Origin of the sequence: Mesorhizobium humile (genome assembly GCF_033977215.1) — a bacterium.
Classification (GTDB): domain Bacteria; phylum Pseudomonadota; class Alphaproteobacteria; order Rhizobiales; family Rhizobiaceae; genus Mesorhizobium; species Mesorhizobium humile.
The window spans coordinates 89,424-110,997 of record NZ_JAVIIV010000013.1; the positions used below are offsets into that span (position 1 = coordinate 89,424).

At 64.1% G+C, this 21,574-nt stretch carries 22 protein-coding genes; 8 read left to right on the forward strand and 14 right to left on the reverse strand.

The window, feature by feature from the left end:
- Positions 1 to 3: 3 nt before the first annotated feature.
- The 11 genes from RFM52_RS19915 to RFM52_RS19965 form a co-directional block, all read right to left on the reverse strand.
- The gene (locus RFM52_RS19915; RefSeq protein WP_320297726.1) at positions 4 to 417 is read right to left on the reverse strand and encodes an aconitase X swivel domain-containing protein; all 414 of its coding nucleotides are present in this window, start codon (positions 415 to 417) and stop codon (positions 4 to 6) included.
- Positions 414 to 1,667 (reverse strand): aconitase X catalytic domain-containing protein, encoded by a 1,254-nt coding sequence (locus RFM52_RS19920; protein ID WP_320297725.1) that lies wholly within the window; start codon positions 1,665 to 1,667, stop codon positions 414 to 416. Before RFM52_RS19920 ends, RFM52_RS19915 begins: the two co-directional genes overlap by 4 nt.
- The gene (locus RFM52_RS19925) at positions 1,664 to 2,152 is read right to left on the reverse strand and encodes a GNAT family N-acetyltransferase (protein ID WP_320297724.1); all 489 of its coding nucleotides are present in this window, start codon (positions 2,150 to 2,152) and stop codon (positions 1,664 to 1,666) included. The genes RFM52_RS19920 and RFM52_RS19925 overlap by 4 nt, the downstream gene beginning before the upstream one ends.
- Positions 2,153 to 2,156: 4 nt before the next feature.
- Positions 2,157 to 2,912, reverse strand: a complete 756-nt coding sequence (locus tag RFM52_RS19930; RefSeq protein ID WP_320297723.1) for a molybdopterin-synthase adenylyltransferase MoeB — start codon at positions 2,910 to 2,912, stop codon at positions 2,157 to 2,159.
- A 31-nt stretch (positions 2,913 to 2,943) separates the two neighbouring features.
- Positions 2,944 to 4,104 (reverse strand): DNA replication/repair protein RecF, encoded by a 1,161-nt coding sequence (recF, locus tag RFM52_RS19935; RefSeq protein WP_320297722.1) that lies wholly within the window; start codon positions 4,102 to 4,104, stop codon positions 2,944 to 2,946.
- Between the two features lie 28 nt (positions 4,105 to 4,132).
- A complete protein-coding gene (dnaN, locus tag RFM52_RS19940) occupies positions 4,133 to 5,251 on the reverse strand; it encodes a DNA polymerase III subunit beta (RefSeq protein WP_320297721.1) in 1,119 nt (372 codons plus the stop codon).
- 201 nt (positions 5,252 to 5,452) lie between these two features.
- Positions 5,453 to 6,928 carry a chromosomal replication initiator protein DnaA gene (gene dnaA, locus RFM52_RS19945; protein WP_430699286.1) on the reverse strand — a complete coding sequence of 492 codons (1,476 nt, stop codon included), beginning with the start codon at positions 6,926 to 6,928 and terminating at the stop codon, positions 5,453 to 5,455.
- A gap of 912 nt (positions 6,929 to 7,840) precedes the next feature.
- Positions 7,841 to 8,107: a 30S ribosomal protein S20 gene (gene rpsT / locus RFM52_RS19950; RefSeq protein ID WP_140645317.1), complete on the reverse strand. Its 267-nt coding sequence runs from the start codon at positions 8,105 to 8,107 to the stop codon at positions 7,841 to 7,843.
- A 196-nt stretch (positions 8,108 to 8,303) separates the two neighbouring features.
- Positions 8,304 to 9,077 carry an enoyl-CoA hydratase gene (locus tag RFM52_RS19955; RefSeq protein ID WP_320297719.1) on the reverse strand — a complete coding sequence of 258 codons (774 nt, stop codon included), beginning with the start codon at positions 9,075 to 9,077 and terminating at the stop codon, positions 8,304 to 8,306.
- A gap of 47 nt (positions 9,078 to 9,124) precedes the next feature.
- A complete protein-coding gene (gene mutM / locus RFM52_RS19960; protein ID WP_320297718.1) occupies positions 9,125 to 10,015 on the reverse strand; it encodes a bifunctional DNA-formamidopyrimidine glycosylase/DNA-(apurinic or apyrimidinic site) lyase in 891 nt (296 codons plus the stop codon).
- Positions 10,008 to 11,246 (reverse strand): phosphopentomutase, encoded by a 1,239-nt coding sequence (locus tag RFM52_RS19965; RefSeq protein ID WP_320297717.1) that lies wholly within the window; start codon positions 11,244 to 11,246, stop codon positions 10,008 to 10,010. Before RFM52_RS19965 ends, mutM begins: the two co-directional genes overlap by 8 nt.
- Before the next feature lie 132 nt (positions 11,247 to 11,378).
- On the opposite strand from RFM52_RS19965, the gene RFM52_RS19970 reads away from it, so the two are divergent.
- A complete protein-coding gene (locus RFM52_RS19970; RefSeq protein WP_320297716.1) occupies positions 11,379 to 12,317 on the forward strand; it encodes a phosphate/phosphite/phosphonate ABC transporter substrate-binding protein in 939 nt (312 codons plus the stop codon).
- A 4-nt stretch (positions 12,318 to 12,321) separates the two neighbouring features.
- On the opposite strand, the gene RFM52_RS19975 is transcribed toward RFM52_RS19970, so the two are convergent.
- From RFM52_RS19975 to RFM52_RS19985, 3 genes are all read right to left on the reverse strand, one after another.
- Positions 12,322 to 12,933, reverse strand: coding sequence for a TadE/TadG family type IV pilus assembly protein (locus RFM52_RS19975; protein ID WP_320297715.1), 612 nt, complete (start codon positions 12,931 to 12,933; stop codon positions 12,322 to 12,324).
- A 37-nt stretch (positions 12,934 to 12,970) separates the two neighbouring features.
- Positions 12,971 to 13,582, reverse strand: a complete 612-nt coding sequence (locus RFM52_RS19980; RefSeq protein ID WP_430699285.1) for a TadE/TadG family type IV pilus assembly protein — start codon at positions 13,580 to 13,582, stop codon at positions 12,971 to 12,973.
- 141 nt (positions 13,583 to 13,723) lie between these two features.
- Positions 13,724 to 14,143, reverse strand: coding sequence for a pilus assembly protein N-terminal domain-containing protein (locus RFM52_RS19985; protein WP_320297714.1), 420 nt, complete (start codon positions 14,141 to 14,143; stop codon positions 13,724 to 13,726).
- Positions 14,144 to 14,491: 348 nt separating this feature from the next.
- Between RFM52_RS19985 and RFM52_RS19990 the strand changes: the two genes are divergently transcribed.
- From RFM52_RS19990 to RFM52_RS20020, 7 genes are all read left to right on the forward strand, one after another.
- A complete protein-coding gene (locus tag RFM52_RS19990; RefSeq protein WP_320297713.1) occupies positions 14,492 to 14,668 on the forward strand; it encodes a Flp family type IVb pilin in 177 nt (58 codons plus the stop codon).
- Between the two features lie 158 nt (positions 14,669 to 14,826).
- Positions 14,827 to 15,345 carry an A24 family peptidase gene (locus RFM52_RS19995; protein WP_320297712.1) on the forward strand — a complete coding sequence of 173 codons (519 nt, stop codon included), beginning with the start codon at positions 14,827 to 14,829 and terminating at the stop codon, positions 15,343 to 15,345.
- 222 nt (positions 15,346 to 15,567) lie between these two features.
- Positions 15,568 to 16,380 carry a Flp pilus assembly protein CpaB gene (gene cpaB / locus RFM52_RS20000; RefSeq protein WP_320297711.1) on the forward strand — a complete coding sequence of 271 codons (813 nt, stop codon included), beginning with the start codon at positions 15,568 to 15,570 and terminating at the stop codon, positions 16,378 to 16,380.
- Positions 16,377 to 17,903: a type II and III secretion system protein family protein gene (locus tag RFM52_RS20005; RefSeq protein WP_320297710.1), complete on the forward strand. Its 1,527-nt coding sequence runs from the start codon at positions 16,377 to 16,379 to the stop codon at positions 17,901 to 17,903. The genes cpaB and RFM52_RS20005 overlap by 4 nt, the downstream gene beginning before the upstream one ends.
- A gap of 14 nt (positions 17,904 to 17,917) precedes the next feature.
- On the forward strand, positions 17,918 to 18,655 hold the full coding sequence (locus RFM52_RS20010; RefSeq protein WP_320297709.1) for a CpaD family pilus assembly protein: 738 nt from the start codon (positions 17,918 to 17,920) through the stop codon (positions 18,653 to 18,655).
- A gap of 45 nt (positions 18,656 to 18,700) precedes the next feature.
- A complete protein-coding gene (locus RFM52_RS20015; protein ID WP_320297708.1) occupies positions 18,701 to 19,984 on the forward strand; it encodes a CpaE/TadZ family protein in 1,284 nt (427 codons plus the stop codon).
- Positions 19,985 to 20,014: 30 nt separating this feature from the next.
- Positions 20,015 to 21,514, forward strand: a complete 1,500-nt coding sequence (locus RFM52_RS20020; protein WP_320297707.1) for a TadA family conjugal transfer-associated ATPase — start codon at positions 20,015 to 20,017, stop codon at positions 21,512 to 21,514.
- Positions 21,515 to 21,574: the final 60 nt, after the last annotated feature.

A 21,574-nucleotide genomic window follows, 5' to 3' on the forward strand; every position in this document is an offset into this window, starting at 1 on the left:
GGTTTAAACGGTGCCGGTCACTGCGCCGTCCGAAGTGACCGTCACGACGGCTCCGCGGTAGGTATTGAACACGCCGCGGTCGAGCCGCACCGCCATGGGCGTCTCCCAGCCCATTTCCCGGGCGACGATCAGGCCGAGCAGCAGGATGGCGTCCGGCTCGTGCAGCACCAGGGCGGCCGGCGCGCGGCCGTTATGGACGAGCTCCATCAGCACCGCCGAAGCGGATGACGAGCCGATCGTGCCTGGCAGGAACAGCACCCGGCCGGCAATGACTTCGCCATGCTGCGGGTGGCGGACATCGGCGATGCGGCCTGTCTTGGGGTCGACGCCGCCCCAGAAGCTGATCGGCGCCGTCAGCACCAGCGCCTCGCCTTCGCCCGCTCTGCCCGGCACCAGGATTTCGGCAGTCGCGCTCATGCGGCGATCTCCGTGAAGACCGGCCTGCCGAGGACCGCGCTTTCGACGCAGTCGGCGAGCGAGGCGTAGAGCACCGCATAGCCGGTGTTGCCTGGCGCGTAATGCGCGAACTTGCCCGAATTGGTCATCAACACCCCATTGCCGAGGTCCGGCATGATCGGTGTCACAACCACGCATGTATCGGCGACGATGACGACGCCGCTGGCCTCGAGCCTTTTTCGCCGGCCGTCCAGCTCCAGCAAGGCGAGCGCGTGGCGGCCGGTGCAGGCATAGATCGGCACCGCGAGCCTGCGTCCTGCGATCAGCCGCTCCAGGCTGTCGAACTCGGCGTTGGACAGATGCGGGCTGCCGATCGCCACCGCGTCGATGGTCTTGGCGGCGGCAGCGGTCGACAGGCCGGCGCGCGCCTTGGCCACCATGTCAGGCGTCACGCGGATCATCGCTTCCGGTTCCGGCCCGGCCAGGATGGTTTCGACGTCGGGTGCCTCGGGCGTCACGCCGGCAATATGGAACAGGCCGACCGCGCCCGACGACGCGGCCGCCGCGCCGAAGGCCTTCAACGCGTCCTCGCCGGGATGACTGGTCACGCCGGTGACGACACCGATCGCATTGCCCACCTCGCGGCCATAGAGGCTGCCCAGCACCGGCCACGCGATCTCCGAAGCGAGGAAGGATGGCGACAGGCCTGAGACATCGAAGACAAGCCTAGCACGGCGGTTTTCGGGCCGATGCAGGCCATAGTCCGGCGCGCGGCCGACAATCGCGCAGGCGATGTCGAGAAAGTCGCCATAGCGGTTGGTGCGCGCGCCGAGCACCGAATTGCAGAAGACGACCGCGTTGGACTCGCCCCAGGCCACGTCGCTGCCGAGCGCCGGCCTGTGTCCGGCCTGATAGGGCGCGCAGGTCCAGCTCTGCTCGCAGCCGAGCTTGCGATAGGCCTCCATCATCCGCCGGGCCATGCCGCGTTGCGGCTCCTCGAGGCGAATGCGCGAGCAGCCCATGAGGTCGAGCGCCCCGACATTGAGCGTCGAGCGCACCGCGACCCTCGCGCCGCCTTCGACCAGCCTCTCGGCAAACAACGTGCCGGAATCGCCATGATAGAGTGCGCCGTCGATATGGGTGGAAGCGATCGGGATGAGACGCGGCGCGCCGAGCAGGCGGGCGCTTTCGGCGACGATGCGCATCGCAATTGCCGCGCCCTCCCGGCCGGCGGCGATCGCCTGCTCTTCCGGGCTGAGTGAAAGGCTCAAGACAGCACCTTGCGCATGGTGATGGAGGTCGGCCTGTCATAGCCCGCATGCGCCGTGCGCTCGGTCTCGCGAAATCCGAGCCGGGCGAAGGCTGCATGGTTTGCGGTCAGTTCGATGCGGGTCTGGAGCTCGATCGCATCCTTGCCGCGTTCGCGGGCAAGATCTTCCGCAGCCCGCATCAGCCGGGTTCCGATGCCTTGGCCCTGGAACCCTGGCTCGACCGCGAGCTTGCCGACGTAGAAATCCCGTGCCCTCTCCAGCGCGAACACGCAGCCGACGATCCGGCCGTTCTCCACAGCCAGGAACGCCGTCTCCCGCTTTGCCTTCTCGCCAATGCTGTCGGCGGTCAACAGATGCGCCGATGACGGCGGGTCGATGACACCGTTCATATAGGCAAAGGCGCGCCGGATCAGCGCGAGCAAGTCGTCCCAGCGGTCGAAGTCCGCGGCAAGGAGAACTATGGAGATGCCGACGCTCTGGTCCATGCGCTCACACGGCCTTGTAGCGGATGGTGTCGAAGCGGGCCGTGAGCCCATCATAGAGCAGCAGCCGGCCGATGAGCGGCTCGCCCATGCCGGTAATCAGCTTGATCGCCTCCATCGCCTCCAGCGTGCCGATGACGCCCGTCAGCGCGCCGACGATACCGGCAACGGCGCAGGACGGCACCAGCCCTTCGGGCGGCGCTTCGGGGAACAGGTCGCGATAGCCCGGATTGCGCTTGCCGTCGGCTCCCGTCTCGAAAGGCTTCAGTACCGTCACGGAGCCGTCGAAGCGCCCGACGGCGGCGGTCACGAGGGGTTTCTTCTCGCCGGCGCAGGCATCGGCGACCGCGTAACGGGTTTCGAAATTGTCGGAGCCGTCGACGACGATGTCGTAGCGCGCGACGAGGGCAGGGGCGTTCGCTTCCGTCAGCCTCAGGAGATGCGATTCCACCGCGACGTTGGGGTTGATGCGCATGATCGCTTCCCGTGCGCTGTCGGTCTTGGCCATGCCGATCGTGTCTGTCCCATGGATCACCTGCCGCTGCAGGTTGGACAGCGAGACCGTGTCGTCATCGACGATGCCGAGCGTGCCGACGCCGGCCGCGGCAAGATATTCGAGCACCGGCGCGCCGAGTCCCCCGGCGCCGATCACCAGCACCCGCGCCCGTTTCAGCTTCTGCTGGCCCGGGCCGCCGATCTCGGGCAGCACGATGTGGCGGGCGTAGCGTTCGAGCTCTTCGTCGGTCAGCGCGGCATTGGTCATGGCAGGACCTTATCGCTGGCACAAGGCGTTGTCAGCCGGTCGGTCCGACGCTGCCGTGATCGACCGTCAGGAACTGCGCCCGGCCCTCGAGGCTGGAAAACAGCGCGGCATCCGTGCCCGTCATGAAGGCCTGGCAGTTCAGCTCCTCCAGGATGGAGAACAGCGCCGCGCGCCGGCCCGCGTCGAGATGCGCGGCGATCTCGTCCAGGAGGAGGATCGGCGTCAGCCCCGACATCTCGCCGGTCAGCCTGGCATGCGACAGCACGATGCCGACCAGCAGCGCCTTCTGCTCGCCGGTCGAACAGAGCTCGGCCGGCATCGACTTCGGCCGGTGCCGCACCACGAGATCGGAACGATGCGGGCCGTCCAGCGTGCGGCCGGCGGCGCGGTCGCGCTCGCGGCCATTGGCAAGCGCGCGGCGGTAGCGCTCCTCGACATCGACGGCTGGCGCGGCGGCGACCTCGCTTTCCAGGTCACCGGCAAGGCTGATGTCGGCTTGCGGAAACGGCCCGCTGCCGGGCAACCTGTCGATCATGGCGGCGAGCAGCCGCACCAGCTCGGCCCGCGCCGCGGCGATCGCCACTCCGGTCTCGGCCATCTGCGTCTCGATCGCATCGAACCAGGCGCCGTCGCGGGAGCCTTCGGTAAGCAGGCGGTTACGGCCGCGCATCGCCTTTTCATAGTCAAGCGCGCGCTGGCCGTGGCCTGGGTCGATCGCCAGCACCAGCCGGTCGAGGAAGCGGCGGCGGTCCGCCGCCGGACCGGGGAACAGCCCGTCCATCGCCGGCGTCAGCCACACGACCCGCAGCCATTCCAGCATATCCTCCGCCGATCGCGCCGGCGCGCCGTTGATCCGCACCTTCCTGCCGCCTTCGCCGGCGGCCTCGCCCCCGGAAATCCCGGTGCCGATCTCGACCTGGCCTTCCGGTCCCTCGATGCGCGCATGCAAGGCGAAGCCGCCGTCGCCGTCTTCGCGCGCCACATCCGCATAGGGCGCGCGGCGCAAGCCACGGCCCGGCGTCAGCAACGAGATCGCTTCCAGGAGATTGGTCTTGCCCGCTCCATTGTCACCCGACAGCACCACGGCGCCGGGTGCGAGCTCGAGCGACAGCGCCGCGTAGTTGCGGAAGTTAGTAAGCGTTAGCTTACTTAGATAGCTTTGCTGCCGAAGCTGTTTCGCATCCGCGGTCACGGTGACATATCAGCGGTCCGTCTCGGACCTACACTCGCATCGGCATCAGCACGTAGAGTGCCGTCTCGTCGGCCATGTCATGGATCAGCGTCGGCGAACCGGCATCGGCCAGCATGAACTTGGCTTCCGAGCCGGTGAGTTGGGCCGCGACGTCGAGCAGGTATTTGGCGTTGAAGCCGATCTCGATCGGATCGGACGAATAGTCCGCCGCCAGTTCCTCCGTGGCGCTGCCCGAATCCGGGTTGTTGACGGCAAGTGTGACTTGACCTTCGTTGATCGAGAGCTTCACCGCGCGGCCGCGTTCGGAGGAAATGGTGGAAACGCGGTCTACCGCCGCGGCGAAGCTCTGGCGGTCGATGATCAGCTTCTTGTCGTTGCCGGTCGGAATGACGCGCTGGTAGTCGGGGAAGGTGCCGTCGATCAGCTTCGAGGTCAAAACGACGCTGCCGATGGTGAAGCGGATCTTGGTGTCCGACAGTTCCGTGGTCACCGCCACGTCCGGGTCGTCGACCAGCTTCTGCAGCTCGCTCACGGTCTTGCGCGGAATGATGACGCCGGGCATGCCTTCGGAGCCTGCCGGCGCGTCGATCTCGGCCCGCGCCAGGCGATGCCCGTCGGTCGCCACCGAGCGCAGCTTCAATTTGCCGCCCACCTCATGCGTGTGCAGGAAGATGCCGTTGAGATAGTAGCGCGTCTCTTCGGTGGAGATGGCGAATTGGGTTTTGTCGATCAGGCCCTTGAGCGCCGCCGATTCCAGCCGGAAGATATGCGAGAACGAGCCGGCCGAAAGCTCCGGGAAATCGGATTGCGGCAGGCACTGCAGACGGAAGCTCGAGCGGCCGGAGGTGACGGTCATCGCGTTGCCGTCCTCGTCCGTCTTCAGCATCACCTCGGCGCCGTCGGAAAGCTTGCGCACGATGTCGTAGAGTAGATGCGCCGGTACCGTCGTCGCGCCGCCGCGCTCGACCTTGGCGGGCGTCGCTTCCGTCACTTCAAGGTCGAGGTCGGTCGCCTTCATCTCGAGGCTGGCGCCCTCGGCGCTGAGCAGCACGTTGGACAGGATCGGTATGGTGTTGCGCCGCTCGACCACGCGGTGCACGTGGTTGAGGGACTTCAGGAGGTTTGACCGTTCCAGGATAACACGCATGACGAAACAGGCTCGCTTCAATGGATGAACGGGTCACCGGCAGGCGGTATCCCGTGAAAGCCCTGAAAGGCCTTCAGAATCTCTGTAAGCTGACAGTAAAAAGCCTGCGAACGCAAGCCCGCGACACCGGTTCCGGCCGGTAGCGCGGGCTTTCTGGGGATAAAGCCCGCGAAGCGCGTCGCCGGCTATTTCCACGCCCCTTCAGGCCTGGTCGTTGATCAGCCTTCTGAGCAGTTCGAGTTCCTGCGCCAGCGTGTTGTCCCCGCCCGAAAGGTCCTCGATCTTGCGCACGGCATGCAGCACGGTCGTGTGGTCGCGGCCGCCGAAGCGGCGCCCGATCTCCGGCAACGAGCGCGGCGTCATCACTTTCGACAGATACATCGCCACCTGCCGCGGCTTGACGATGGTGCGCGTGCGCCGGTTGGACAGAAGCTCCGTCTTCGACACGTTGTAGTGGCGCGCCACGATGCGCTGGATGTCCTCGATGCGTACCCGCTTCGGCTCGCCGGAACGGTAGATGTGGCCGAGGATCTCGTCGATGCGGTCGATGGTGATCTGCGGCTCGAAGGACTGGCGGAACAGAAGCTGGTTGAAGGCGCCTTCAAGCTCGCGCCCGCTGCCGGTCACCGTGCGCGCGACGTGTTCCAGGATCTCGTCCGAAATGTCGAGCGAGGTATCATCGGTCTTGGCGGTGGCACGGCGCAGCTTCAGCATGCCGAGCCGCATGGCGAAATCCGGCGCCGACATTTCCAGCGCCACGCCGCCATTGAGGCGCGAACGCACGCGCGGCTCCAGCGATTCCAGTTCCGACGGCGGCCGGTCGGCCGCGACCACCACCTGCTTGGCGCTGTCGAGCAGCATGTTGATGAGATGGCAGAACTCGTGCTGGATCGACTTGCCCTGCAGGAACTGCATGTCGTCGATGATCAGGAGATCGATGTCGCGCAGCTGCTCTTTCAGCGTCAGCGCGTTGTTGTCGCGGATCGCGGTGGCGAAGCGCCACATGAAATACTCCGCCGTCAGATAGACGACGCGCGACTTCGGGTTGTGCCGCAGCGATTCCGCTGCGATCGCCTGCAACAAGTGCGTCTTGCCGAGCCCGACGGTCGCATGCAGGAAAAGCGGGTTGAAACGCACCGCGCTCGACTGCGATTCCGCCACCGCCTTGGCCGCGGCGAAGGCCACTCTGTTCGACGGTCCTTCGATGAAGGAGGCGAAGGTGTAACGCGGGTCGAGCGGCGACCCCAGCACGTTGTGGCGGAACTCCGGTTCCGCGGACGCGCCCTGGCGGGGCGCCGGCGCCCGCTGTTCCACGCGTCCGGCGCTCGCGGTGCCGTTGGCGAGCGCGGTATGCGCCTGCTTGGTCATCTTGCGCGCCGGCACGATTTCCGGCTCGATAGGGTTGCGCCCCTGGCGCGTCGCGGTGCGCACGACGATCTCGATCTTGAGGATGTCCGGATCCTCATGCCGCCACAGCTCCGCGATAAGCTCGAGATAATGGCCGTTGATCCAGGACCGCAGGAAAGCCGTGGGCACCGAGATGCGGACAACGCCGCGGGAAGCTTCGGCGACCTTCATGCGGCCGAACCAGCTCGAATAAACCTCGGCTCCGAGACGCGCCTTCAGCTGGGTCTTCACCCGCTCGAACTTCTGTTCCGCGTCGCTGGATGCCGCCACGTCGTGCCCCCCGGCAAAAGTTGCTGGAAATGGAAGCTCGCCCGCTAGCTCCCTCTCGATGCCGCTCTGCATGATCAAAGTCCCTTGTCTCTCGTACCCTTTTCCCGCCGGGGATGCGCCTCCTGCATCCTTGGTCCGGCGACCTCATTTCGCCGCGATGCCGCTGCCGCCGCCGGCAACGATCGTCGCAACACGCGCAAGGGACCAGCTGCCGGCTCCGCACGCCGGCTTCCGACAAAGACAAGGCAACACCGCACCCTCCGGCGAAAACGCCGGCGAGACATCGACTGCCATGTACAATTACGCCAGTCCCCTACCCGCACCGAAGAGACAAACCAAGCCACACGCGGAATTGCTCCACGTCATGAATTCTGCCATTTTGTGCTGGCCGATTCAGGCTGGGTCAGGGGCTGAAGCCCGTCCCTTCGATGGATGGACATTACCGAAATCGTTGTGGATAGGGCAAGGCCACGTCTAACGGTTTTTTAACGAATCTGGTTACCGGACGGGGCTTGAAATCGGGTGCCGCCACGGCACGTTTTGACAAAGCCATTGTGATTCAAACCCTTTTCCGGCGAATATGAAAAAGGCCGCCCGAAACGAAATATTCTGAAATAATTCTCTTGACAGCTACTTCTCCCCCGCCGCTCGACCTTGAGTTGAACAAGCTGTGGATGACCGGCTGTAAGTCTTTGAAAAAACTGCGGATTTTTTGCCAGGCAAATTTGGGCAGGTGCCGCGGGGAGGGCGTGCCGCTATCAATGGCGTTGAATATGCCGGCAAAACATTACTGGCCTTGGAATCGCACCACAAGCAGCGCTCGCGGACATTTTTTTTAAGTACTTGCCGGCAAACGAAAAAACCCGGCCTGTGCGACCGGGTTCAACGTCGATGGATTAAGGATTGAGTCGGTCAGGCCGACAGCGTCTTGACCCGCTGGGCCAGCCGCGAAACCTTGCGGGAAGCCGTGTTCTTGTGCACGACGCCCTTGGTGGCGGCGCGCATCAATTCCGGCTCCGCCGCCTTGAAGGCTGCCACCGCCGCGGCCTTGTCGCCGGCGGCCAGCGCCTCTTCGACCTGGCGGACATAGGTGCGGACACGCGAGCGGCGGTTCTTGTTGACCGCCGCGCGGCGGGCGATCTTGCGCGTTGCCTTTTTGGCCGAAGATGTATTGGCCATGATGCCTCTCTTCTGATCTGGTGGGCGCCAGCGGGGTGCCGCGGGGCGCAAAAAACAAACGGGCAGCCACAGGGCCGCCTCGGTTGGTGCGGCTTATAGTTCAGCTTTTCCGGCGCGTCAACGCCACTTGTCGGTCTTTTTGGAGACTGAAAGCGCGTCGGGTCATGGCCGGCTTTCCGTCATTGGGCAGCATGCCCTAGCGGTTGCTGAAATTCGGCTTCCGTTTCTCGACGAACGCGGCCATGCCTTCCTTCTGATCATCGAGCGCGAACAGCGAATGGAACAGGCGGCGCTCGAAGCGCAGCCCTTCGGCGAGCGTCGTCTCGTAGGCGCGGTTGACGGCCTCCTTGGTCATCATGACCGACGGCAGAGAGAACTCGGCGATCTTCGCCGCCGCCTTCAGCGCTTCCTCGGCGAGCTCGGCGACTGGCACCACCCGTGATACCAGTCCGCTGCGCTCGGCTTCGGCCGCGTCCATCATCCGCCCGGTCAGGCACATGTCCATCGCCTTCGACTTGCCGACGAAGCGAGTCAGCCGTTGCGATCCACCCATGCCCGGCATGACGCCGAGCGTGATTTCGGGCTGGCCGAACTTGGCATTGTCGCCGGCGATGATGAAGTCGCACATCATGGCCAGCTCACAGCCGCCGCCGAGCGCATAGCCCGCGACCGCCGCGATGATGGGCTTGCGCGTGCGCGTGAATTCCTCCCAGCCGATGAAGAAGTCCTGCGTGTAAGCGTCGGCGAAGGACATCGCCTGCATTTCCTTGATGTCGGCGCCGGCGGCAAACGCCTTTTCCGAGCCCGTAAGCACCATCGCGCCGATCCCGGGATCGGCATTGAAGGCGCTCGCCGCCGCCACGACCTCCGCAAGGACTTGCGAATTCAGCGCATTGAGCGCCTTGGGCCGGTTCAGCGTGATCAGCCCTACCTTGCCGCGCGTCTCGACGATAATGGTTTCATGGGCCATGGCTCGCTTCCTTCCGCGGCAGTGAGATGATCGATACCGTTCCTAGCTTACCGCTGACAGGTCCGGCAATAGAAGGTCGAGCGGCCGCTTTGCACGATGCGCTCGATGTGGCCGCTGCAGCCCGGCTTCGGGCATGGCTCCCCCTCGCGATCGTAGACCGCGAAGGAATGTTGGAAATAGCCGAGCGATCCGTCGGCCTGGACATAGTCGCGCAACGAGGAGCCGCCGGCGGCGATCGCGTCGGCGACGACCGAGCGGATCGCCTCTGCAAGGCGCCCGCTTTGCTCTTTCGCCTTCCTGGCGGACCCGGCGATGGTGCCAGCTTCGCGCAATGGCGACAGACCAGCGCGCCACAAGGCCTCCGCCACATATATATTGCCTAGTCCGGCGATCAGACGCTGATCGAGCAGCGCTGCCTTGAGCGGCGATCTGCGATCCTTCAGCAGCGAGGCGAGCAGGGGACCGTCGAGCGCGTTGCCGGTTGGCTCGATGCCCAGCCCGGCCAGCATCGGATGCGTGTCCGGCGCCCCTTCGGCAAACAGCATGAAGCCGAAACGGCGCGGGTCATTGAAGACGACGCGGGAGCGCTCGTCCTTCGGCGAGACGACATCGAACACGACATGGTCGTGCGCGGTGCTTTTCGAGCGCTCGTGGTGGAAGGTGCCGGGGATGTCGCCGCCCTCGGTGGCCTCGACACGGAACGATCCCGACATGCCGAGATGGCAGATCAGAACCGGGCCGTTCTCGATATGCATCGTCAGATATTTGGCGCGGCGGCCAAGCGCCGTCACGGTCTTGCCGGTAAGCCGTTCCGAAAAGCGCTCGGGAAAAGGAAAGCGAAGGTCGGGCCTGCGCGCCTCGACCTTGACGAGCCGCGCCCCTTCCAGGACCGGCTGCAGTCCGCGCCGGACGGTTTCGACTTCGGGCAGCTCAGGCATGGCCGCCTATCGTCGCGAGGAAGGATGTTCCGTGGCGACCGGCGGCCAGGCCGAGGTGGTCTGCGACGGTTTCGCCGATATCGGCGAAGGTCGGCCTGAGCCCGATGTCGCCGCCCGTCAGCCCCGGCCCGGTGCCGATCACCGGAATGCGTTCGCGCGTATGGTCGGTGCCGCGCCAGGTCGGATCGTTGCCATGGTCGGCGGTGAGGATCAGAAGGTCGCCCGGCCCGATGCGCGATAGCGCCTCCGGCAGCCGGCGGTCGAACGCCTCGAGCGCGGCGGCATAGCCGGCGACGTCGCGCCGGTGACCGAACTCGGTATCGAAATCGACGAAATTGGCAAAGACCAGGTCGCCGTCGCCGGCATCGTCCATTGCGCCGAGCGCCTTGTCGAACATCGCCATGTTGCCACCGGCCTTGCGCACTTCCGAAATGCCGCGATGAGCGAAGATGTCGCCGATCTTGCCGACGGCGATGACCTTGCTGCCGCGCCCGGTCAGCCGGTCGAGCAGGGTCGGCTCCGGCGGCGGCACCGCATAGTCGCGGCGGTTGTGGGTGCGCAGGAAGGTGGCTTTCGTCTCGCCCACGAAAGGCCGCGCGATCACGCGCCCGATCTTGAGCGGATCGACCAGCCGACGCACCGCGAGGCAAAGCTCATAAAGCCGCTCCAGGCCGAAATGCGTTTCATGCGCGGCGATCTGCAGCACGGAATCGACCGACGTGTAGCAGATCGGTTTGCCGGTACGGATGTGCTCTTCGCCGAACCGTTCGATGATCTCGGTTCCGGGCGCATGGCAATTGCCGAGGATCCCAGGCACCTTGCCCTCGCGGATGATCGCTTCGGTCAGTTTGGCCGGAAAGGCTGGGACCGTGTCGGGAAAATAGCCCCAGTCGAAACGCACCGGCAGGCCGGCGATCTCCCAGTGGCCGGAGGGCGTGTCCTTGCCGCTCGACACTTCCTGGGCAGCTCCGTGGAAGGAAGAGGCAAGCAACGGCGTGTCGACGTCGAGCTTGAGTCCGGTCGCCGTCTGGGCCGCCCGGCCAAGTCCGAGCGACATCATGTTGGGCACGGCCAGCGGCCCGTTGCGCAGACCCGCCTGGTCGGCACGCCCGCCGACGCAGGTCTGAAAAATATGTCCGAACGTGTCGGCGCCGGCATCGCCATAGCGCTCGGCGTCGGCCGCGCCGCCGATGCCGAAAGAATCGAGAACGAACAGGAACGCGCGCGCCATGGGTATCTTTGCGGTCAGTCTGGGTTGCCAGACATAAGGTTCCCCGGCGGTGTTGGCAAATCGGAAACCAAACCGCAACGGCTTGTCGCCATAGTTGCGGCGAGGCGCGGATGCGGCGGGAGCGGACGAGGTATGGCAAGGCGCGGCAAAACCGCGGCAAGGCAGGCCCTGAAAATATGCGCGGCCGCCCTCGCGGCGTACTGCACCGCCTCCTGGCCGGCACGCGCCGACTGGCGTGACGACATCGGCACCTTCCGCATCGGCATCGTCGCCGAACCGGGCGGCGGCAACACCGTCCCGGGGCTCGCGCGCCTGACCGACGCCTATGCCAATGCGCTCGGCATGAAGGTCGAGTTCGTCGTTGCGCGCGACTACGCGGCGCTGATCGAGGCACAGGCGAGCGGGCGTGTGCAGTATGCGATCTATTCCGCTCTCGCCTATGCCACCGCCTCGGAGCGCTGCGGCTGCGTCGAGCCTCTGGTGGCGCCGGTCGATGCCGACGGCGCCGTCGGCATCCGTTCCATCCTGGTGACGCGCGACGGCAGGCTTCCCGACCTTGCGGCGATCGCTTCGCACCGGATCGCGATAGCGCCGGCCGAAAATGTCGGCGGCGCGTTGCTGCCGCTGGCGGCGCTGTCGGCCGAAGGCGTCAAGATCGCACAGGACTCGCCCTTCCTGGCGCGCGCCGCTTCGGCCACCGCGGCCGAGACGATGCTGAGTGGCGGCGAAGCGGACGCGCTGTTCGGCTGGGAACCGGCCGATGCCGAGGGCCGGTCCACCCGTTCCGAGGGCACCGTCGCGCGGTTGGAGGCCGTCGGCATCCCCGAGGCGTCGCTTCGGGTGTTATGGACCTCGGGCCTGTTGCGCTATGGCCCGCACGCTGTCCGCAGCGATCTCGATCCGGAGGCAAAGCGGCGACTGACGGTCTTCCTGACCAATCTCAAGTCCCAGACGCCCGACGTGTACGACCTGCTGGAGGCAACGCATTCCGGCGGTTTCGGGCCGGCCGCGCAGAAGGACTATGCGATGGCCGTGGCGATCGTGCGGCAGGAAACGGCCGGGCAGGAATAGCGTATCAGCAGTCGCTGCAGGGAATCGTCGGACTCCGGCGCGGCCTTAGATAATAGGTTTCGCTCATCGATATGTTGCTGAAGGCCGAGGTCAGCCCGAGCGTCTGCGAATTGCTGGCGGACCAGGTGATGATCGGCTTGTAGCCGAGGTCGCTTTCCACGCGGATCAGGAAAGTGTTGCGGATTATCAGCGCCGACGGGACGGTGGTGATCGTGTTGGCGGCCGCGTCGGCGCTGTAGGTGGTGCCCACCACCTTGCGCGACCAGGCAACCTGCACCTTCGGCGACGCTTCGTCCGTGATCTGTATGCCTGTGATGATGATCGTCGGCAATGAACGGTTATAAGGCTGCAGCGTCGATGTGCCGATCTGCATCATTGCATCGAGGTTCGCCTTCACGACGGTCTGCTGCTGCGTGACGAGATCCGCGACCATGCTGCCGATACGGCTGACCTTCTTGCCGGTCTCGATGGCTTGCGAGGCCTCCATCGTGATGAAATACATGATGAGGAGCACCGGCACGATGAACGCGAACTCGATCGCCGCGACGCCGCGGCGATCGCGGCAGAACCGCTCCACCTTTGCCGAAATCCCCTGGAGTGCCCCCGCACTATGCATATCGTCCTCCACGCCGCGGCTTAGCCGTCGAGCAGTCTCAATTGTCGTCGAATGGTTCGTTCTGCCAGGTCACGGACGCGAAATGCAGCGTTTTGCTGTCCTTCAGATTTGCCATCGACTTGGCCAGGAAATCGGTCATTACCGGCCATTTGTAGAACACCCGAAGCATGTTGATGGACTCCGCCAGTCCGGGCGAGACGGTAGGAGACATCGTATTCGCGCCCTGCGTCAGCACAATATCGCCGCTCACGATCTTGAAACCCGCCGTCGCGGCGTCCGCGAAGGTCGAGTATTCGCGCAGATCGACCAGCAGTGGAGCATCTGGCCCGGTATCGGTGCAGTTGTTGGAAACCATGATCTGCAAGCGATTGCAGATCAGTTGCTTGATCGAGGCTTCGGTGACGTTGTTCTGCTGAAGCTGCCCGGTGCGCAACTGACGGGCCACGTCGTCGGTGACGTTGGCCATCACCTCCTGGCCGGCGAACGAAATGCAGCTTTCGAGGATGGCGAAGACGAGAAGCGCGAAAGGGATGGCCAGCATCGCGAATTCCATCGCCGTGCTGCCGCGCCTGTCGCTGAAGAAGCCAGGGCGGGCTTTGGCGCGCGCCTTGCTGTCCATGCCGTTGCCGGATGTGGCATCCTTGCTCATATCAAAGTTCCTGCCGATCCCCTTTGCGGTACCGGCGGCAAGGTTAGCGAAAACCCATTGAGTTCCGGTATGGATGATCGTTAAATTCGCCGGGCAAGCCTTAAGCTGTCTTTAATGCCACTGGGCCTGCCCTCGCAGGGCTCAGTGCCCGGCGCTCATTTCGGTCTCGGAAGCTTTCTCGGCCTCGCTCTTGAACGCGCTCTCGCAATAGGGCGTGCAGGACATGGTCTGGACGTCGGCGCGTCTGTAGATGCGCACCGACGAGGCGGCCTGTCGCACGACGGTCACCTGCTCATCGACGATCGGGCTGCCGTCCGAATCGAGCACGACCAGATTTGTGACACCGAAGCCCTTGCCGGTGAGAACGATGGTCGAGGCGTCCTGCACCGAGGCGTCGGCGATCGCCGGATTGCCGATGACGACCGTGTCGGCCGCGCGTGACAATTTGACGATCTTGGCCTGGTTCATGGTGACTTCTATACCTGCGCCGGCCCTGGCCGGCATGACCAAGGCGGCAGTTGCCAGCAGCGCGGCGACTGGAAACAGCGATCTCGACGTCATTGAAGCGCTCCTGGCGGGCAGATTCTTCAACGGAACATGAACGAGATTGGTGAACCAACGGTTAAGCCGGGCCCGGCCATGATTAAGGATCGGCTCGCCTGGCGCGTCATGCGCCGATGGCGCTTACTGTTTTAGGAATATTGCACAAGCGCCGGTTTCCCCGGGTCCCGAGCTGGTTGGCGATGTTTAGCCCGCGGTTAACCACACAATGCGTTCGCCACCGGAAAGGAATCGGTAAGGCTGTTTATTAAGCCGATCGAAACGGCTTCTCCCTAGATTTGCAGCATCCGATCAACCGCGAAGAGAAGTTGACGGAAGTGCTGTAACACGTGGAGTAGGAGCTCTCGCATGTCTAATCTCATTGCACGTTTCGTGAAGGACGAATCCGGCGCGACCGCCATCGAATACGGTCTGATCGCCGCTCTCATCGCGCTCGCCATCATGGTCGGCGCTACCTCGCTCGGCAGCGCGCTGAACGCCAAGTTCGCCAACATCGCCGCTACCCTCAACAGCGCGGCTCCGTAATAAGGCCGCGTATCGCGCCTTTTCGACACACAGAAAAAGGGCCGCCGGCTGGCGGCCCTTTTTCATGTGGTCGGCCGATTTTGATCGGCCGGCCTCATCGATCGTTAATCCGGCGCGCCTAGGATGCCGCTGGAAACTGCCATGGGCGCGCCGCATCGATGCTTGAAGCCGTGATCTTCGTCGTCTTTCCGTTCTGCATGCTGTTCGCGGCGGTCTCTGACGCCTTGTCGATGACGATCGCCAACCGTGTTCCGGTGCTGTTGGTGGCGACATTCGCGCTTGTCGCGCCGCTCACCGGTATGGACTGGACAACCTATGGCTGGCACTTCGCTGCAGGCGCCCTCGTGCTTGCGGTGACGTTCGGCCTCTTTGCGCTCGGCGGCATGGGCGGCGGCGACGCCAAGCTTCTCGCCGCGACCGCTCTATGGATGGGCCTCAACATCAACCTGATCGGCTATCTGGTGACGTCGGCTTTCATCGGCGGGCTGCTTACCCTCGCAATCCTGGTTTACCGGAAATCGCCGCTCGCCATGTACACCGGCCACAACCGACTTCTGCGCCATTTCGCAGACCAGAGCGTTGGCATTCCCTATGGCATCGCGCTTGGCGCGGGTGGGCTGATCACTTTCCCGGATTCGCCGCTGATGGTCTGGGCGCTGGAGAGGCTCACAACCTGATGCATGTCGCCCACAAGTGCGTGCGCTGCGGTTCTGAGGCAACCATCAAAACAAAGGCGGCCTGGCCGCCTTTTTCGTTAACGGCGGGGCCGTTCAATCGAATTTGAGTAAACCTTAAATTAATCACGATCGTAAGCATTGCATTAACCTTGTTTTGACGATTGCGGCTGCAAAGTCCGGCCTTGCGAGGTGGTTTGCCTTGAGGCGAAGGGTATCGGACGAATGCCAGCATCCCGATTGATTATTCTGGGCGTGGCTGCGGTCGCGGCGGGTGGCGCGGGCTATGTCGCGAAAAACATGGTCGTGGCGCCGCCGCCTCAGGTCGTCGTCGATGCGCCCAAGCAGCCGGCAATCGCATTGCAGGATGTGCTGGTGCTTTCCGGCGACGTGGCGATGGGCAGCCAGCTCGGCACCAACATCAGCTGGGAACAATGGCCGGCCGATGGCGTCAACGCCAATTTCATCACGCGCGCCGCCGAACCTGACGCGATCGAAAAGCTAAAGGGCTCGGTAGCGCGCGTCGCAATGTACACCGGCGAGCCGCTGCGCCGCTCCAAGCTGGTCGGCGAGGGGCAGAGCTTCATGTCGTCGATCCTGCCTTCAGGGATGCGCGCTGTCGCCACCGCGATATCGGCCGACACGTCCGCCGGCGGCTTCATCCTGCCCAACGACTTCGTCGACGTCATCATGACCCGCCGTGCCGACACAGGCAACGGCGGCACCGGCTTCAACACCTCGACCATCCTCAAGAACATCCGCGTGCTGGCCATCGACCAGACCATCCAGGAAGACGAGGAAGGCAAGAAGACCAGGGTCGGCCAGACCGCGACGCTGGAACTGACGCCGCAGCAGGCCGAGATCATCACCGTGGCGCAGCAGATGGCGGACCGGCTCACACTGGCGCTGCGTCCGATCACCGACATCCATGAAAAGAGTACGGACGAGGCCGACTATCTGGTCAACGGCAGCGGCCGGCGCGGAACAGTACGGCTGATCAAGTCCGGTGAGGTTTCCGAGGTGGGAGCAAGGAAATGAGGCTAAACGGTAAACTGCTGCCCTCCCTGGCCGCCGCGGCGATCGGTTTTTTCCTGCTCGGCACCAGCGCCCCGGGACTGGTCGAAGCCAAGGCCGCGAGTGCCGGCGTGTCGGCTTCCATCGCCACGCAGCGCGTCAAGCTCGGCCTCAATAAATCAGTGGTCATCGACCTGCCTAACGACGCCTATGATATCCTCGTCGCCAATCCGGCGGTTGCCGATGCCGTGACCCGCACAGCGCGGCGCATCTACCTGTTTGGCAAGGCGGTCGGCGAAACCAACATCTTCGTTTTCGGCCCCAATGGCGAGCAGATCGTCAGCCTGGATCTGGCCGTCGAGCGCGACGTCGCCGGGCTGGAGGACTATCTGAAGCGCTTCATCCCGTCCTCGCAGATCAAGGTCGAGCTTCTCAACGACAACGTCGTCCTGACGGGCATGGTCGACACGCCTCTCGATTCCAAGCGCGCCGTCGACCTGGCGACCATCTTCGTGTCCGGCGGTGAAGCGACGACGGGTCAATATTCGCAGACCGCCGCCGGCGGCTCGGTCAATGGCGGCGTCGACATCAACAACCCCGACCAGGAGCGCCGGACCTCCAAGATCGTCAACCTCTTGCAGATCGTCGGAGACGATCAGGTGACGCTCAAGGTCACCGTCGCCGAAGTCAGCCGCTCGGTGATGAAGCAGCTCGGCGTCAATATGCTCGCCAGCGGTGCCAGCAACGGCATTTCGTGGGGCGCGCTCAGCGATCCTTACATGGGTCTTGGCAAACCGCTGTCTAATGCGGGCGTCGGTATTAGTTCGTCAGGGCTGCAGTCTTATATCAACGCAATGGAGCAGTCGGGGGTCATGAAGACTCTGGCCGAGCCGACCTTGACCGCCGTGTCAGGTGAAAAGGCGACCTTCAAGGTCGGCGGCGAATACAATATGGTGACCAGTGTTTCCGCCAACGTCTCCAACAGCAATCAGACTGGTCTGCAGAACTACTCGATCTCCAAGATCGAGTACGGCATCGGCCTGGAATTCCAGCCGGTGGTTCTGTCGCCGGGTCGCATAAGCCTGAAAGTCAGAACCTCGGTTTCCGAACCGACAACAGAAGGATCCGCGTCGGCATCCACGGACAATAGGAACATCGGCATGAACGCTTTGTCGCTTCGCAAGCGCCTGGCCGATACGACGGTGGAACTGCCATCCGGTGGTTCGATGATGATAGCAGGCCTGGTGCGAGACGATATCAGGCAAGCTGTCACTGGATTACCCGGCCTGACCAAGATCCCCGTGCTTGGCACGCTCTTTCGCAGCAAGGATTTCGTGCGCAACGAGAGCGAGCTCGTCATCATCATCACGCCCTATCTGTCGCGGCCGGTGGCGCGCAACGACCTGGCCAAGCCGGACGACAACTTCAATGCGCCGAGCGATGGCGCCGGCATGTTCCTCGGCCGCGTCAACCGCGTCTACGGCACCATGCAGACCGATAGACCGCCGGGCCGCTATCACGGCGTCGTTGGCTTCATCTACAAATGAGTGGGAATGCGGATATGTCCAAGTCAGCATCGAAGGTCATGACGGTCCGGACAGCATCCGGTATCGCAAGGATCCGTCGGCAGGTGGTCCCGGCACTGGCGGTCATGCTTGCGGCATCGCTCGCAGGCTGCGCCAACTGGCACCGCGACAGTGTCACGGTCGGCTCGATACCGGACGATTACCGCACGACCCATCCGATCGTCATCGCCGAGAAGAACCAGAAGATCGACCTGCCGGTCGGCGCCGGCGATCGCGGCATGACCGGCGCACAGCGCGATACGCTGCTCGGTTTTCTCGACGGCTACGACAAGAGCGCCGCGCCGGCGCTGACGATCGCGATGCCGGCCGGGTCCGCCAACGAGGTTGCCGCCCGGGCCGCCGGCCGCGATTTCGCCAGGCTCGCCATGGCGGCGGGCGTCAAGCGCAACCGCATCGTGATGACATCCTATCAGTCGGCTGTGCCCGAGGCGTCCGCGCCGGTGCGTGTCGCTTTCGTCGCGGTGCGGGCCCAGACCGACAAATGCGGACGTTGGCCAGATGATCTGACGGAGACGTCGGAGAACAAGCACTATGCCGACTTCGGCTGCTCCTATCAGAACAACCTCGCGGCCCAGGTGGCCAATCCCAACGATCTGATCGGACCGCGCAAGCAGTCCGACATCGACGCCGAAAATCGCGGCGCGGTGATCGACAAGTACCGCGAGAGGGGTATCTCCGAGGAGTTTCTCAGCAATTCAGAAGTAACCTACTGAGCCGCGCCGGACGACGAAGAGAGCAGTCACGGAAAGAGCATGACGATGAGCAATCTTGCCTACGACACGCCCGCGGAAACCGGCGAACTTTCGCAGCAGGACATCGCCGCCATGCAGGCGCTGCGTCCCGTGCCGCGCATTTCGATCCAGGCCTTCTGCGAGACCGAGGGGGTCGCCAATCCCGTCGCGCGCGCCGGCGAGGATCGGCGGATGGCCAAGGCCCATCTCAAGGTCCATATGGGCGGTGTCCCGACCGCGATCGAGTTCTACCAGTCCGCGCCGACACCGAACCTGATCCTGCTGGAATCGCGCAGCGAGCCGCAGCAGTTGCTCGAACAACTCGGCCAGCTCGCGGAATATTGCGATCCGTCCTCCAAGGTCGTGGTCATCGGCCACTACAATGATGTCGGGCTATACCGGGAGCTTATCCGGTCAGGCATTTCCGAGTATGTCATCGCGCCGGTCTCAATGACCGACATCGTCAGCGTCGTGTCGTCAATCTTCGTCGATCCGGAATCGGAGCCGATCGGCCGGTCGATCGCGTTCATCGGCGCCAAGGGCGGCGTCGGCTCGTCGACCATCGCTCACAATGTCGCCTGGGCGATGTCGTCCCTGTTCAAGTCCGAGGTCGTCATCGCCGATCTCGATCTCGCCTTCGGCACTGCCAACATCAATTTCGACCAGGATCCGGCGCAAGGCATCGCCGAGGCGGTGTTTTCGCCCGAGCGGGTCGACGAGGTCTATCTCGACCGCCTGCTCGCGCAATGCGCCGAGCATCTGTCGCTGCTCGCGGCGCCCTCCACGCTCGAGCGCGTCTATGATTTCGATCCGGAGGCCTTCTCGCAGATCATAGAGACGGCGCAGCGTAGCGCGCCGCTGCTGGTCCTCGATATCCCGCACGTCTGGAGCGGGTGGACGAAGAGCACGCTGATCAAGGCGGACGAGATCGTCATCACGGCCACGCCCGAGCTGGCAAATCTCCGCAACACCAAGAACATGGTGGATATGCTGAAGCGGCTGCGTCCGAACGATCCGCCGCCGAAGCTGATCATCAACCAGGCGGGCGTGCCGAAACGGCCCGAGATCGCGGCTTCCGATTTCGCCGAACCGCTCGGCATCACGCCGATGGCCGTGATCAACTTCGAACCGCTGCTGTTCGGCAATGCCGCCAACAACGGCCGCATGCTGAGCGAGATGGACGCCAAGAGCCCGGTCGTCGCCACCATCAACGAAGTAGCGCATGTGCTGACCGGACGCAGTGAAATCAAGGCAAGGAAGAAGGCAGGCCTGGGCTCGATCCTCGGCAAGCTCTCGCGCAACAAGAAGTGACGCTGATTGAGCGGCATCGGGTAGTCGATCATGTTTGGTAAAAGAGGCAAAGACGACGGCAGCCGGGCAGCGCCCGAATTCCGTCCGCCGGCATCCGCTGCTCCCGCCGCCGCTCCAACGGCGACGATGACGGCCGAACGACCGGCCGCGCCGCCGTCCAGCACGCCGGCCGCGCCGCCGGCGCGCCGGCCCGTCGAGGCGCCGCCCATGGCGCCGGAGCCGGCAAGAAGGGTCCAGCGCGAGCGCTCGGAGACCTATTACGACACCAAGAGCCAGGTGTTTTCGGCGCTCATCGATACGATCGACCTGTCGCAGCTCGCCAAGCTCGATCCCGAGAGCGCGCGCGAGGAAATCCGCGACATCGTCAACGACATCATTGCGATCAAGAACTTCGCGATGTCCATCTCCGAGCAGGAAGAGCTGCTCGAGGACATCTGCAACGACGTTCTGGGCTATGGACCGCTGGAGCCGTTGCTTGCCCGCGACGACATAGCCGACATCATGGTCAACGGCTCCAAGAACGTCTACATCGAAGTCAATGGCAAGGTCGAACAGACCGGCATCCGTTTCCGCGACAACCAGCAGCTGCTCAACATCTGCCAGCGCATCGTCAGCCAGGTCGGCCGCCGCGTCGACGAATCGAGCCCGATCTGCGATGCGCGCCTGCCCGACGGCTCGCGCGTCAACGTCATCGCGCCACCGCTGTCGATCGACGGCGCCGCGCTCACCATCCGCAAATTCAAGAAGGACAAGCTGACGCTGGACCAGCTGGTCAAGTTCGGCGCCATCTCGCCGCAAGGCGCGGAAGTCCTCAAGATCATAGGCCGCGTCCGCTGCAATATCGTCATTTCGGGCGGCACCGGCTCCGGCAAGACGACGCTGCTCAACTGCCTGACCAACTATATCGACCGCGAGGAGCGCGTCATCACCTGCGAGGATTCGGCGGAACTGCAGCTGCAGCAGCCGCACGTGGTCCGTCTCGAAACCCGGCCGCCCAATCTCGAGGGCGAGGGCGAGGTGACCATGCGCGACCTGGTCAAGAACTGCCTGCGCATGCGTCCGGAGCGGATCATCGTCGGCGAAGTGCGCGGACCGGAAGTGTTCGACCTGCTGCAGGCGATGAATACCGGTCACGACGGCTCGATGGGAACGATCCACTCCAATAGCCCGCGCGAATGCCTCAACCGTATGGAATCGATGATCGCCATGGGCGGCTATACACTGCCGCAGCGCACGGTGCGCGAGATCATCGTCGGCTCGATCGACGTGATCATCCAGGCGGCCCGCCTGCGCGATGGCTCGCGCCGCATCACCCACATCACCGAGGTGGTCGGCATGGAAGGCGATGTCATCATCACCCAGGATCTCGTCCTCTACAACATCAAGGGCGAGGACTCGAGCGGCCGGCTGGTCGGCGAACATGTGTCGACAGGCATCGGCCGCCCGCATTTCTGGGACCGCGCCCGCTATTATGGTGAGGAGCAGCGCCTCGCCAATGCGCTCGAGGCAATGGAGAAGCGCGCTGACTGATGCATCTGGTGGTTGGAAGCAATTCCAGGAAAAGCGTGAAGCGGCTTTCCGTCCGGAACT